Below are 12,987 nucleotides of genomic sequence, written 5' to 3' on the forward strand. Positions count from 1 at the left end.
TGATGTCGAGATAAATCTATCACGCCGCCGCGGCGTCGTCGTGCGACGACGCGCGGGGATAGAGCGCGCGGACGACCAACCACGTCACAGCAATCAGGGGCGCGAACAACGGCAGCCCCATCACGAGCTTGAGGGTCCCGAGGGCGGTGACGTCGCCGGCCAGGTACAACGGGAACTGCACGATCAGCCGCGCGAAGAACAGCGCGGCCCAGGCGATGCCGAGCCAGAAGAACGCGCGTCGCTTGCGACGGTCCGCACGCCAGGCGGTGCCCTCCCCCATGAGGAAGCCGACCGCGAGACCGATGACGGACCAGCCGATGAGCGCCGAGACGAGGATCGCCGAGCCGTAGACCGCGTTCGTGATGAGGCCGGGGACGAAGTTGTCCTCGCCGCGCCCCGTCCACAGCGCCAGCCCCGCAGCGGCCACAGCCGCGATCAGCCCGCCGAGAGCGGCCGACGGCGGCGACTTCTGGACCAGCCGGACGACCGTGAACACGGCGGCCAGACCGACCGAGACTCCGAGAGGCAGCAGCAGGGGTTCGGGGCGGAGGGTGAACAGGATCACGAATGCGAGGCTCGGCAGCACCGACTCCAGGATCCCGCGCCAGCCGCCCATGGCCGACCAGACGACCTTGTGCGTGCTCGCACTCTCGGACGGGTCGAGCCCGGCCTTGCGCGCTGCCCCGCCGAGTGCTGCTCCGAGGATCTCCGACGCGCTCTGCGTGCGCGGCTCCTCGGCGTCCGGCGTGGTCACGCGGAGCCCGGCGTCGCCGGCATCTTCAGCGGGATGAGGTCGCGCGGCGGCATGGGCGCTCCCCCGCGGACGACGACGATCGAGCGGAAGAGGTCCTCGACCTTCGCCGCCGCCTCGGGGTCGGACGCCGCCGCCCCGCCGATCACGCCGCGGAGGAACCAGCGCGGACCGTCGATGCCGATGAAGCGCGCCAGACGCAGGCCGGAACCCTCGCTGGCCGTCGCGGGGACCTCGGCGAGCAGCTCCTTGCCGAGCGGCCCCTCCCGCTCCTCGACGCGACCGCCCTGCGCCTTCACCTGGTCGCGCAGCTGGACGCGCGTCTCGTCCCACAGACCGCCGCTCCGCGGAGCCGCGAACGGCTGCACCTGGAGCGACGACTCGGCGTAGTCGAGCCCGACCGCCACGATGCGCTTGCTCTGCTCCTCGACCTCGAGCCGCAGGTTCAGGCCCTCGCGCGGCAGGATCTTGATCCCGCCGAGGTCGATGTACGGGCGGACGGGGTTCGCCTCGGAGTCGTCGAACGGGCCCTCGGTGGCGCGGTTCTCGGGCGCCGACTTGGAAGGAGTGTCGTTGCTGTCGGTCATTTCGCCTGTCCTGCTTCGTTCTCGGGAGTCTGTGCCTGGTAGCCGGTCGAGCCGAATCCGCCGGCGCCGCGGACGCTGTCCGGAAGCTCGTCGACCGGGAGGAACCGGGCACGGGTGACGGGCATCACGATGAGCTGCGCGATGCGATCGCCGACGGCGACATCGTACGCGCTGTGGATGTCCGTGTTGATCAGACTGACCTTGATCTCGCCCCGGTAGCCGGCGTCGACGGTGCCGGGCGAGTTCACGATCGAGATGCCGTGCTTCGCCGCAAGACCGCTCCGGGGCACCACGAAGGCCGCATAGCCGTCCGGCAGCGCGATGCGCACGCCCGTGGGCACGAGCGCCCGCTCCCCCGGCTCCAACCGCACAGCCTCGGCGGCGACGAGATCGGCTCCGGCGTCGCCCGGATGCGCATAGCCGGGGACCACTGCGGCGATAATGGGGACATCAACGGAATCGGTCACCCCATGAGGCTAATGCAGAACCCCGCAACGGACGCACGTCCCCGCTACCACGAACGACTGGCCCCCAGCCTGTGGCTGCTGGTCACCATCGCCCTGGCGGGACCGATGGTGTCCCTGATCTTCGTGCCGGTCGGCTCGACCTTCGCGCTGCTCCTCGGTGCGGCGGTCTCGGCGCTCCTCGTGGTGGCTGCCCTCGCCCTCGCTCCGGTGGTGGCGGTGCAGGACGGCGTACTCCGCGCCGGGCCGGCTCACATCGACGCGCGCTATCTCGGCGAGCCGATGGCGTTGACCGGCGAGGACGCGCGCAGCGCCAGAGGACCTGAGCTGCCCGCACGCGGGTGGCACCTCATCCGCGGCGGCATCGATGGCGTCGTCGTGGTGCCGAACACCGACGAGGCCGACCCCGTCGTGGCCTGGACGATCTCGACCCGCACGCCCGACCGCCTCGCCGCGGCCATCCGCGCCGCACGGGGCTGAGCGCACCCGCAGACGACAGCGCGCCCCTGACCGGGATGGTCGGGGGCGCGTGGGGCGTCGCTCAGAGGGCTGCTCAGGCAGCGCACTCCTTGCAGATGGGGCCATCGGGTCCCTCGTGGTCGAGCTGCGAGCGGTGCTTCACGAGGAAGCAGCTCATGCAGGTGAACTCGTCCTGCTGCGCGGGCAGCACGACGACATCCAGCTCGAGGTCGGAGAGGTCCGCGCCAGGGAGGTCGAAGCTCGACGGGTTGTCGGAGTCCTCGTCTCCGGTCGTGCCGGACAGCTTGTCCGGCACACGCTCCTTGAGGGCTTCGATCGACTCGGAGTCGTCTTCACTCTTTCGGGGAGCGTCGTAATCGGTTGCCATGCGGTGAATCTCCACTTTCATGGTGCGAGTGGGCGGGTGCGCCGTCGGGTAATCGGCGGCCATAGTTTGCATGACCGGCGGGCGTTTCGCAAATGCCCTCCCATGCGACAGGGCAAACTCACGGCACGCCCGCCGTATTCCCCGTTCGGGCCCCGCCGGCGTGACACCATGAACGCACACCCATCAGAGGGGCATTCGCATGGAAAACGTCACCATCGTCGGCACAGAGGCAGGAGTGCTCGTCCTCGCTACCGAGGCGGGCGAGCGGTTCGCGCTGCCCATCGACGCCGTGCTGCAGCGGGAGATCCGCCGCGCGACGCGCCAGGCCGAACCGGCCGCCCAGAAGCTCGCCGCGAGTCCCCGCGACATCCAGGCACAGATCCGCGCCGGTCTCACCGCCGCGGAGGTCGCCGAGCTCCTCGGGATCAGCGTCGACGACGTCGCCCGATTCGAGGGCCCCGTCCTCGCCGAGCGCGAGCACATCATCGGCCAGGCCCTCGCCGTGCCCGTCCTCATCGGCAGCGAGGTCGAGCCGGACGCGCAGCCCACCTTCGGAGCTGCGGTCCGCGCGAAGCTCGCCGAGGTGGCCGCTTCGTCCGAACGCTGGGCCAGCTGGAAGGAGGAGTCCGGTTGGATCATCAAGCTGGAGTTCTCCGCCAACGACGTCGAGCATGACGCCCGCTGGAGCTTCGATCCGCGGCGCAGCGCCCTCTCCCCTCTGAACGCCGATGCCACGCAGCTTTCCCGCCAGGGCTCGCTCCCGGAGGGCCTCATCCCGCGCCTCAGGGCGGTGGAAGCCGACCGTGCCGCTTCCCCCTACAAGGACGACAGCCGCTTCGACTCCGGTGCCTTCGGTCCTCGTCTGGTCCCGGCTCCGGTCGCAGAGGCCGACGAGCCGACCCTGCCCGAGCGCTCGGCGCCGGCGGTCCAGGACGCCGCGATCAACCGCGCGCCCGACTCCGCCTCGACGAGTCCGGAGACCGCCGACCTCCTCGAAGCCCTGCGCCGCCGTCGCGGCCAGCGGGAGCCGTCGCCGATCGAGCACGAGATCGAGGAGACTCCGGAAGAGTCCGACCCCATCGCCCTGTTCGCCGCCCTGGAGGAGCCCGACGACGAGCCCGAGGCCCCCGAGCCCGCGCCGCGCCAGCCTGCTTCCGGGGACAGCGACGGCAGCGGGCGTCGACGCCGCCGGAACGCGATGCCATCGTGGGACGAGATCGTCTTCGGAGCGCGCACCGACGAGTGATCGGTCCCGGGTCGCGCCTCAGGAGGCGAACGACCCGAACCGCAGGAAGGGAACCCGCGTCTCATCCGGCGTGAGCGCCCCGTGCTGCCCCACCATGCCGCGATTACGCTGGTCGTCGGCCGTACCGTCGTAGAGCGCCCGGACTCCCGTGGCGATGGCCAAGACATCGCCGATGCGCTCCAGGACCTCGTCTCGCACGACCGGACCGAAGAGCCCGGCCTGCACCGCCTCCGCACGGGTGACGACATCCGCCGCGCCCTCGAGGTCACGGCGAAGGCGCGTCGCAACCAGAGCGGCATCGGCGTGCGGTTCACGGTAGAGGTGCAGCATGCGGGGCTCGCCGCCCACGTGACGGATACCCGCGAGATGCGACTCCTCGAGCACGACCTGGCGGTGGAACGGCACATCGACCATCCCGTGATCCGAGGTCACCACCACGCCGACCCGCGGGGGGACACGGAGCGACAACGCCCCGTCGATCCGCTCCAACGCGGCCACCCACTCGGCGGACGCGACACCGTGCTTGTGGCCCGCCTTGTCGACCTCGGGAAGGTAGCAGTACACCAGCGAGCCCGGATGCTCCGCAGCCAGCGTGTAGGCGACCTCGACCCGCTCCTCCGGCGTGGCGGCAGGCACGAAGGTCGCTCCCCGCAACGTCGCCCGCGTGAAGCCGCTGTGCGCGTAGGTCGCGAGTCCGACGGCGAACGTCTCCCGTCCGACCGACGCCGCGCGCTCGAACACGGTGGGCGTCCCCTGCCAGGTGAGGGGATCCAGGCCGTCCGTCTCCCACCCGCTGAGCTGGTTCACGAGCACGTCCCGTTCCGGATCCCTGACCCGGTACCCGACGAGGCCGTGCACCCCCGGCCAGGCCCCCGTGGTGAGACTGGTCAGCGCCGCAGCCGTCGTCGTCGGGAACACCGTCTGGGCGATGTCCTTCTTCGTCATGGAAGCGGTCAGCCACCGGGCATGACCGGCGTGGCCCCGGAGGCTGATCGCCCCGAGACCGTCGATCACCACGAGCACGGCCGAATCGGCGCGCGGCAGCGTGGCGGATTCGCCGCGGAGAGCGGCGCACAGGTCGTCCGCCACCCCGACGACGCTCCGGGCGCCGGGCGGCGCGGACGGTAGCATGAAGGACATCCGAGCCAGTCTGACACAGGCTCCCGTACGCCCTCAGGAAGTCCATGCCGAAAACCCCGCCGCCCGAGCCCGTCGAGGAACGCATCCAGGACATCGATCTCTCCCATGAGATGCAGGGCTCGTTCCTGGAGTACGCGTACTCCGTCATCTACTCGCGTGCGCTCCCCGATGCCAGAGACGGCCTCAAGCCGGTGCAGCGCCGGATCCTCTTCCAGATGGCCGAGATGGGGCTGCGGCCGGACCGCGGTCATGTGAAGAGCGCCCGGGTGGTCGGCGAGGTCATGGGAAAGCTGCACCCCCACGGCGACTCGGCCATCTACGACGCGCTCGTCCGCCTCGCGCAGGAGTGGGCCCTCCGGGTGCCGCTCGTCGACGGTCACGGCAACTTCGGCTCGTTGGACGACGGCCCCGCCGCCGCCCGGTACACCGAGGCGCGCCTCGCCGCGCCCGCACTGTCGCTCACCGAGAACCTCGACGAGGACGTCGTCGACTTCATCCCGAACTACGACGGCCAGTTCCAGCAGCCGGCCGTGCTGCCTGCGGCCTTCCCGAACCTGCTCGTCAACGGCGCCAGCGGTATCGCCGTCGGCATGGCGACCAACATGGCGCCGCACAACCTCATCGAGGTCGTCGCCGCGGCGACCCACCTCCTCGAGCACCCGGACGCCACCACCGAGGACCTCATGGAGTACGTCCCGGGCCCCGACTTCCCCTCGGGCGGGATCCTCATGGGGCTCGACGGCGTGAAGGACGCCTACACGACCGGTCGCGGCGCCCTCAAGGTCCGCGGACGCACGTCGATCGAGCCGTTGGGTCCCCGCCGCACGGGCATCATCGTCTCGGAGCTGCCGTACATGGTCGGCCCGGAGCGTCTCATCGAGAAGATCCGCGACGCGGTGCAGGCGAAGAAGCTCCAGGGCATCAGCGACGTCACCGACCTCACCGACCGCAACCACGGCTTGCGCGTCGCCATCGGGATCAAGACCGGATTCGACCCGAACGCCGTGCTGGAGCAGCTGTACCGGCTCACGCCGCTCGAGGACTCCTTCAGCATCAACAACGTCGCCCTCGTCGACGGCCAGCCCCGCACGCTCGGGCTCAAGGAGATGCTCAGCGTCTACGTCGGCCACCGCATCGAGGTCATCACCCGCCGCAGCCGCTATCGTCTCGCCCGTCGGGAGGAGCGCCTGCACCTGGTGGAGGGTCTGCTCATCGCGATCCTCGACATCGACGAGGTCATCCAGGTCATCCGATCCTCGGACGACACGGAGCAGGCCCGCACGCGGCTCCGCTCCGTGTTCGACCTCAGCGAGCCGCAGGCCGAGTACATCCTCGAGCTGCGTCTGCGCCGTCTGACGAAGTTCTCCCGCATAGAGCTCGAGGCGGAGCGGGACGCCCTCCTCGCGGAGATCGCGTCCCTGCGCGAGCTGCTCGCCAGCCCGGCGCTGCTGCGCGCGGCCGTCGCCCAGGAGCTGGACGCCGTCGCCGAGGCCTACGGCACGCCGCGCCGCACGCTGCTGATGAACGCCGCCCCGCCGAAGCCCCGCGCGACGAAGGGTGCCGTCGACCTGCAGATCGCCGACGCGCCGACCACCGTCGTCCTCTCGACCACGGGCCGCGCCGTTCGCGTGGACCTCGGCGAAGGGCAGGAGCTCACGGCTCCTGCCCGGCGCAGCAAGCACGACGCCATCGTCGCGACCGTCGAGACGACGGTCCGCGGTGAGGTCGGTGCCCTCACGAGCACGGGACGCGTCGTCCGCTTCTCCCCCGTCGACCTGCCCTCAGTGCCCGGCACGTCCGTGCAGCTCGCCGCAGGGACCCCGCTGCGCGACTACCTCGGGATCACGGCCAAGGGCGAGCGCATCCTCGGGTTCGTCCGTTTCGACAGCGAGACCCCCGTCGCGCTCGGCACCGCGCAGGGCATCGTGAAGCGGATCGTGCCGTCGACCCTGCCCGCGCGGCCCGACCTGGAGGTCATCGGCCTCAAGGCCGGCGACGCCGTGGTCGGTGCAGCCGACGCGGCGGATGACGCCGACCTCGTGTTCCTCACCACCGACGCGCAGCTCCTGCGGTTCTCGGCTTCGACGGTACGCCCCCAGGGGGCACCTGCGGGTGGCATGGCGGGCATCAAGCTCGGCTCCGGCGCCGCGGTCCTCTTCTTCGGCGCCGTCGCCCCGGACACCGACGCCGTGGTTGCCACGGTCTCCGGCGCGGAGAGCATCCTGCCCGGAACCGATCCCGGCCGTGCGAAGGTCTCGGCCTTCACGGAGTACCCGTCGAAGGGCCGCGCGACCGGTGGCGTCCGCGCCCACGCCTTCCTGAAGGGCGAGGACCGCCTCACCGTCGCCTGGGTCGGCCCGAACCCGGCACTGGCCGTCGACCCCACCGGCGCGGTGCGCAAGCTCCCGGACGTCGGGGCACGACGCGATGCCTCCGGCCAGCCGATCGACGGGGTCATCGGCAGCATCGGCCGCACGCTCGTCTGATCCGTTCCACGAAGAAGGGGACCCGGCCTCGCCGGATCCCCTTCGTCGTTGCGTTTTCCGTCAGGCGTCGATGGACTCGCGGGAGAGCTGGTCAGCGGAGTCGATGATGAACTCCCGCCGAGGGGCGACCTCGTTGCCCATGAGCAGTTCGAAGACCCGGCCCGCCGCCTCGGCGTCCTCCATCCGCACACGGCGGAGCAGCCGGCCGGAGCGGTCCATTGTCGTGTTCGCGAGCTGCTCGGCGTCCATCTCGCCGAGGCCCTTGTAGCGCTGGATCGGCTCATGCCAGCGCTTGCCGGCCTTGCGGAGCTTGGCGAGCAGCGCGTGCAACTCCTGCTCGCTGTACGTGTAGATGGTCTCGTTCGGCTTGGATCCCGGGTTGATGACGATGATCCGGTGCAGCGGCGGCACAGCCGCGAAGACCCGCCCGTGCTCGATGAGCGGTCGCATGTAGCGGAAGAACAGCGTGAGCAGGAGGGTGCGGATGTGCGCACCGTCGACGTCGGCGTCGCTCATGAGGATGATCTTCCCGTAGCGCGCGGCGTCGATGTCGAAGGTCCGACCGGAGCCGGCCCCGATCACCTGGATGATGGACGCGCATTCGGCGTTGGACAGCATGTCGCCGACCGATGCCTTCTGCACGTTGAGGATCTTCCCGCGGATCGGCAGCAGCGCCTGGAACTCGCTGTTGCGCGCGTTCTTCGCCGTGCCGAGGGCCGAGTCGCCCTCGACGATGAAGAGCTCGCTTCGCTCCACGTCGTTCGTCCGGCAGTCGACGAGCTTGGTCGGCAGGGTCGACGACTCGAGCGCGTTCTTCCGGCGCTGCGTCTCCTTGTGCGCCCGTGCCGACACGCGGGCCTTCATCTCGGAGACGATCTTGTCGAGCAGCTGCGTGGCCTGGCTCTTGTCGTCGCGTTTGGTCGAGGTGAACCGCTGCTGGAGGTCCTTCCGCATCACCTGGGCCACGATCTGGCGCACGGCGGGCGTGCCGAGCACCTCCTTCGTCTGACCCTCGAACTGCGGCTCCGGAACGTTGACCGTGAGGACCGCAGTGAGGCCGGCGAGGACGTCGTCCTTCTCGAGCTTGTCGTTGCCGACCTTGAGTCGGCGGGCGTTCTGCTCGACCTGGCTGCGGAGCACCTTCAACAGCTCCTGCTCGAAGCCCTGCTGATGCGTGCCGCCCTTCGGCGTGGAGATGATGTTCACGAAGGAGCGGATGCGGGTGTCGTAGCCGGTGCCCCAGCGCAGGGCGATGTCGACGGCGCAGACGCGCTCGACCTCGGTCGCCACCATGTGCCCGTCGGGCTGCAGGACCGGGACGGTCTCGGTGAACGTGCCCTCCCCCTGGATACGCCAGGTATCGGTCACCGGCGGGTCGACCGCGAGGTAGTCCACGAACTCGGAGATGCCGCCCTCGTAGAGGTACGAGGTCTCCACGGGGCCGGTCGGCGCCCCGTCCTCCCCCACCCCGGCGCTCGCGGTGCGCTCGTCGCGCACTACGATCTCGAGCCCGGGGACGAGGAAGGCCGTCTGACGCGCTCGCGTCTCGAGCTCGGCGAGCTGGAACGCGGCATCCTTGGTGAAGATCTGACGATCCGCCCAGTAGCGCACGCGGGTGCCGGTGACCCCGCGCGGCGCCTTGCCGATGACGCGCAGCTCGCTGTTCTCCTCGAACGGGGTGAAGGGCGCGTCGGGTCGCTTCTCCCCGGAGTCCTGGAAGATGCCGGGCTCGCCACGATGGAACGACATCGCGTAGGTCTTGCCGCCGCGGTCGACCTCGACGTCGAGGCGCTCGGACAGCGCGTTCACCACGGAAGCGCCGACGCCGTGGAGACCGCCGGACGCCGCATAGGAGCCGCCGCCGAACTTTCCTCCCGCGTGCAGCTTCGTGTAGACGACCTCGACACCGGTCAGACCGGTCCGGGGCTCGACGTCGACGGGGATGCCGCGACCACGGTCGTGCACCTCGACGCTGCCGTCGTCGTGGAGGATGACGTCGATCCGGGAGCCGTTGCCGGCGACCGCCTCGTCGACGGAGTTGTCGATGATCTCCCAGAGGCAGTGCATGAGCCCGGGCGAACCGTTCGAGCCGATGTACATGCCGGGGCGCTTGCGGACCGCTTCGAGTCCTTCGAGCACCTGGAGATGATGGGCGGAGTACTCGGCATTCACAATCTCCGAGTCTATTCGCGAGAGGGAGCCGCCCCTCGCAGACACTCCCCGGGGCGCCGCCATCGCGGGTGCGCGCGTACGCGCTGAGCGAAACACGCCGTCGACCGGGCATGCCCCCAGGTGCAGCGTGGTTGTATTGAGCACGACCAACAAGGACGCCGACACCCGAGGAGGCCCCGAGATGAATGCAACGACCGAACGTGAGACCTCCGCTGTCGAGTACCGCCTGACCGCGATGGACCGCTGCGACTCGTGTGGAGCGCAGGCCTACATCGCCGCCGAGGTCAACGGTTCCGAGCTGCTCTTCTGCGCCCACCACGGCCGCAAGTACGAAGAGAAGCTGCGCAGCGTGGCCACGAGCTGGCACGACGAGACCGCTCGTCTCATCGAGACGGTCTGATCAGCGCCTGACCCGGCCGAGCCGGTTCAGTCCACGACCCTCCGCCGAATCCGCGGACCGAGGCGGGTGAGGATCTCCTCGCCCACCGTATCGATCCGCTCGGCGAGGGTCGTTGCTGTCTCCTCCCCCTGTGCTCCGGGGCCGAAGAGCGTCACCTCGTCGCCGACCGCCATCTCCGGCCAGCCTTCGACCGTCATCGTGGCGACATCGATGGTCGAGACCGTACGCGAGCCGGCGGGGGTGCCCACCGTCATCCCGGTCAGTGTGGAGGGGACACCGTCCAGACTTCCGACGGCGACGATCGCGCTCTCGCCCTCCACCCGCACGACCGGCGCGACGAGACGCGCCGCAGGACGAACCCCGTCAAGCTCCGGACCGTCCGCCGAGCGGATGCCGTAGCAGAACGCGCCGATCCGCGACACGGTCCCGCGCAGCTCAGGTCGCCACCAGGACGCCGCCGAGGCCGTGAGGTGCAGGGACGCCGGCCGCGGCCCGGAGAGACCGACGACTCGGACGGCCTCGAGGAACAAGGCCTGCGCCGCGTCGTCCTCGGCGTCGCTCGCCTCGGCGATATGGCTCCAGACCCCGACGAGGGCGAGGGCGCCGGAGCGTTCGGCCTCCCGAGCCTCGGCGACCGCGGCCGCCCAATCCTCCGGCCGCACGCCGTTGCGGTGCAGCCCGGTGTCGATCTTGAGGTGTACCCGGGCGCGCGCACCGAGGATCTCCGCCCGGGCGATGATCCGTCGGAGATACTCGACCGTGCCGACGCCGAGCTCGATGTCCTGCAGGAGCGCCTCGTCGATCTCCTCATCGGTCGAGGTCGCCCAGGCGAACACCGTCACCTCGCCGCCCGCGATGCGCCGGACCTCGACGCCCCCGCGCACGTCGTAGCTGCCGAAAGAGGTCACTCCGGCCTCGAGGGCCGTCTCGACCGCCCAGCGGAGCCCGTGGCCGTAGGCGTCGTCCTTGAGGACCAGCATCAGCGCGGAGTCGCCCAGGCGGTCTCGGACCGCCGCGATGTTGCTGCGGAACACGGCGCTGTCCAGACGCAGTTCGGGGCGCATCGGGCCACCCATCATGCCTCCCATCCGCGCACGGAGTGCGCTCCGGGGACCGCGACGAGCTCCGCCGGGGTCATCCCGGTGAGCGTCGCCCAGCGTGCGATGGCGCCGGACGCGGGGCCGGCACCACCGAAGAAGGTGACCGCGTCGCCGACGTCCGCCGCGGTGTCCTGGAGATCGATGACGCAGACGTCCATCGCGACACGCCCGACGATGGGGTGCAGCGCGCCGTCGATCTCCACGTCGACCTGATTGCCGAGGCTTCGGACGACGCCCTGGGCGTAGCCGCCCGTCACCAGCGCGACGACGGTGTCCTCCGCCGCACGGAACGTGTAGCCGTAGGAGACGGCCTCCCCGGCCCGGAGACGCTTGGTGGACATGACGCGGCCGACGAGACGCATGACCGGAGCCGTCGCCGGGAGCCCCTCCGCGGACGGCAGCCCATAGAGGAGAAAGGGATCGAGGTCTGGCTCTCCGGTGGTGGTCGCGGTGATGCCTTCGAGACGGAGCGCCTCGACCTCTCCGGGAGAGTCCACGAGCACCTCTTCCGCCCCCGCGGCGGTCACCACCTGAGCGACGGCGAGCAACCCATGTCCCCACGCATCGCGCCGGAGGTCGGCCCGGCGGCCGCCCGCCCGGATCGCCGCCGACGCGCCGGCCGCGAGGGCCGAGCGCGAGATCATCGCCTGCGGAAGCGCACTCGAACTCGTGTCACACACGTCTTCCAGCCTAGCTTCCGTGCTCCCAGGAGCCTGGGGGCTCCCCGCGTAGACTGGGACGTCGATCCCTAGACCCGGAGCTTCATGTCACGCCTTTCTCTCGCGCCCCGCATCCGCTATCTCCTCGGCCGCGCCCGCCGCATCGACGTCGGTTCGGTGTTCGAACGGGCCAGGGAGGCCTCGGCCCAGCACCACCGCCCCGTTCCCACGATCGTCGCCGACATGCTCTGGTCGGCGGCTCGTCACAACGTGGGTTTCCAGGACTACATCGACTACGACTTCGCGATGCTCAACCGTGCCGAGCGCGAGACGTACATGACGCACCCCGTGTCCAACCAGCTCTCGCAGAAGTACGACCACCCCGACTTCCGCTGGATCTTCCAGGACAAGATCGAGTTCAACCGCAAGTTCTCCGCGCATCTGCACCGCGAGTGGATGGTGGTCGAGGAGGGGAACGCCGACGAGGTCCGTGCCCTGACGGAGCGCCTCGGCACGATCGTCACGAAGGAGCCGGTCGGTCAGGCCGGGACCGGTGTGCACCGGTATCACGCGGCCGACATCACGGACTGGACCGAGTTCCACCGCGGCCTCCTCGATCGCGGCGAGCTGCTGATCGAAGAGGTCATCCGTCAGCACGACGACCTGGCGGCCGTGTGCCCCGGGACCGTGAACACCACGCGCATCACCGCGTTCTTCGACGGCGAGAAGGCACACATCCTCGCGATGGCCCAGAAGTTCGGACGCGGCGCGGTCAGCGACCAGATGACCTTCGGCGGCTTCTACACGATGCTCGACGAGAACGGGCACGCGGTCGGGGCCGGCTACGACTCGCACGGCCACGTCCACGAGACGCACCCGGACTCCGGGTTCCGCATCGCCGACTTCCAGCTGCCCTACATGGACGAGGTGCGCGCGTTCATCGATCAGGTCGCCCGCGTCGTGCCGCAGGTGCAGTACGTCGGGTGGGACGTCGTCGTGACCCCGGACGGCCCCGTCCTCGTCGAGGGCAACTGGGGCGCGGGCGTGTACGAGAACAAGCCCAGCGTCACCGGCATCCGCACCGGCCACAAGCCGCGGTATCGCGAGGTCATCGGCTTCTGAGCCTGTCGGACCG

General features: G+C 70.2%; 13 protein-coding genes. 5 read left to right on the top strand and 8 right to left on the bottom strand.

The genetic code is table 11. The features are described 5' to 3' along the window. Positions 1-19: 19 nt before the first annotated feature. From WFJ36_RS04855 to dut, 3 genes are read right to left on the bottom strand one after another with little or no spacing between them, the layout of a single operon-like run. Positions 20-754, bottom strand: coding sequence for a DUF3159 domain-containing protein (locus WFJ36_RS04855; RefSeq protein WP_336642757.1), 735 nt, complete (start codon positions 752-754; stop codon positions 20-22). Further along, positions 751-1,338 carry a DUF3710 domain-containing protein gene (locus tag WFJ36_RS04860; RefSeq protein ID WP_060921813.1) on the bottom strand — a complete coding sequence of 196 codons (588 nt, stop codon included), beginning with the start codon at positions 1,336-1,338 and terminating at the stop codon, positions 751-753. Before WFJ36_RS04860 ends, WFJ36_RS04855 begins: the two co-directional genes overlap by 4 nt. Continuing rightward, complete coding sequence (gene dut / locus WFJ36_RS04865) at positions 1,335-1,805, bottom strand: dUTP diphosphatase (protein ID WP_060921812.1); 471 nt, start codon at positions 1,803-1,805, stop codon at positions 1,335-1,337. The genes WFJ36_RS04860 and dut overlap by 4 nt, the downstream gene beginning before the upstream one ends. 12 nt (positions 1,806-1,817) lie before the next feature. Here dut and WFJ36_RS04870 point away from each other — a divergent pair, with 12 nt between their 5' ends. Beyond that, complete coding sequence (locus tag WFJ36_RS04870) at positions 1,818-2,282, top strand: DUF3093 family protein (protein WP_083391705.1); 465 nt, start codon at positions 1,818-1,820, stop codon at positions 2,280-2,282. Positions 2,283-2,355: 73 nt separating this feature from the next. Here the strand turns inward: WFJ36_RS04870 and WFJ36_RS04875 are convergent, their stop codons facing one another. Then, positions 2,356-2,649 (bottom strand): DUF4193 domain-containing protein, encoded by a 294-nt coding sequence (locus tag WFJ36_RS04875; RefSeq protein ID WP_060921810.1) that lies wholly within the window; start codon positions 2,647-2,649, stop codon positions 2,356-2,358. Between the two features lie 199 nt (positions 2,650-2,848). On the opposite strand from WFJ36_RS04875, the gene sepH reads away from it, so the two are divergent. Then, positions 2,849-3,895 (top strand): septation protein SepH, encoded by a 1,047-nt coding sequence (gene sepH / locus WFJ36_RS04880; protein ID WP_336642758.1) that lies wholly within the window; start codon positions 2,849-2,851, stop codon positions 3,893-3,895. Positions 3,896-3,913: 18 nt separating this feature from the next. On the opposite strand, the gene WFJ36_RS04885 is transcribed toward sepH, so the two are convergent. After that, the gene (locus WFJ36_RS04885; RefSeq protein ID WP_336642759.1) at positions 3,914-5,035 is read right to left on the bottom strand and encodes an alkaline phosphatase family protein; all 1,122 of its coding nucleotides are present in this window, start codon (positions 5,033-5,035) and stop codon (positions 3,914-3,916) included. A gap of 44 nt (positions 5,036-5,079) precedes the next feature. On the opposite strand from WFJ36_RS04885, the gene WFJ36_RS04890 reads away from it, so the two are divergent. After that, complete coding sequence (locus WFJ36_RS04890) at positions 5,080-7,521, top strand: DNA gyrase/topoisomerase IV subunit A (RefSeq protein ID WP_336642760.1); 2,442 nt, start codon at positions 5,080-5,082, stop codon at positions 7,519-7,521. 60 nt (positions 7,522-7,581) lie between these two features. Here WFJ36_RS04890 and WFJ36_RS04895 read toward each other — a convergent pair whose 3' ends face one another. After that, entirely contained in the window at positions 7,582-9,693 is a 2,112-nt protein-coding gene (locus tag WFJ36_RS04895; protein WP_371259832.1) for a DNA gyrase/topoisomerase IV subunit B, read from the bottom strand. A 181-nt stretch (positions 9,694-9,874) separates the two neighbouring features. Here WFJ36_RS04895 and WFJ36_RS04900 point away from each other — a divergent pair, with 181 nt between their 5' ends. Continuing rightward, complete coding sequence (locus WFJ36_RS04900) at positions 9,875-10,093, top strand: DUF7455 domain-containing protein (protein WP_025103577.1); 219 nt, start codon at positions 9,875-9,877, stop codon at positions 10,091-10,093. 26 nt (positions 10,094-10,119) lie between these two features. Here WFJ36_RS04900 and WFJ36_RS04905 read toward each other — a convergent pair whose 3' ends face one another. Together WFJ36_RS04905 and WFJ36_RS04910 are read right to left on the bottom strand one after the other, a co-directional pair. Further along, entirely contained in the window at positions 10,120-11,157 is a 1,038-nt protein-coding gene (locus tag WFJ36_RS04905) for an alanine racemase (protein WP_292791639.1), read from the bottom strand. Positions 11,158-11,168: 11 nt separating this feature from the next. Further along, positions 11,169-11,873 (bottom strand): alanine racemase, encoded by a 705-nt coding sequence (locus WFJ36_RS04910; RefSeq protein WP_292791641.1) that lies wholly within the window; start codon positions 11,871-11,873, stop codon positions 11,169-11,171. A gap of 84 nt (positions 11,874-11,957) precedes the next feature. On the opposite strand from WFJ36_RS04910, the gene WFJ36_RS04915 reads away from it, so the two are divergent. Then, the gene (locus WFJ36_RS04915) at positions 11,958-12,974 is read left to right on the top strand and encodes a sugar-transfer associated ATP-grasp domain-containing protein (RefSeq protein ID WP_071328694.1); all 1,017 of its coding nucleotides are present in this window, start codon (positions 11,958-11,960) and stop codon (positions 12,972-12,974) included. Positions 12,975-12,987 lie beyond the last annotated feature (13 nt).

It is taken from the genome of Microbacterium sp. MMO-113 (assembly GCF_037148555.1).
Classification (GTDB): Bacteria; Actinomycetota; Actinomycetes; order Actinomycetales; family Microbacteriaceae; genus Microbacterium.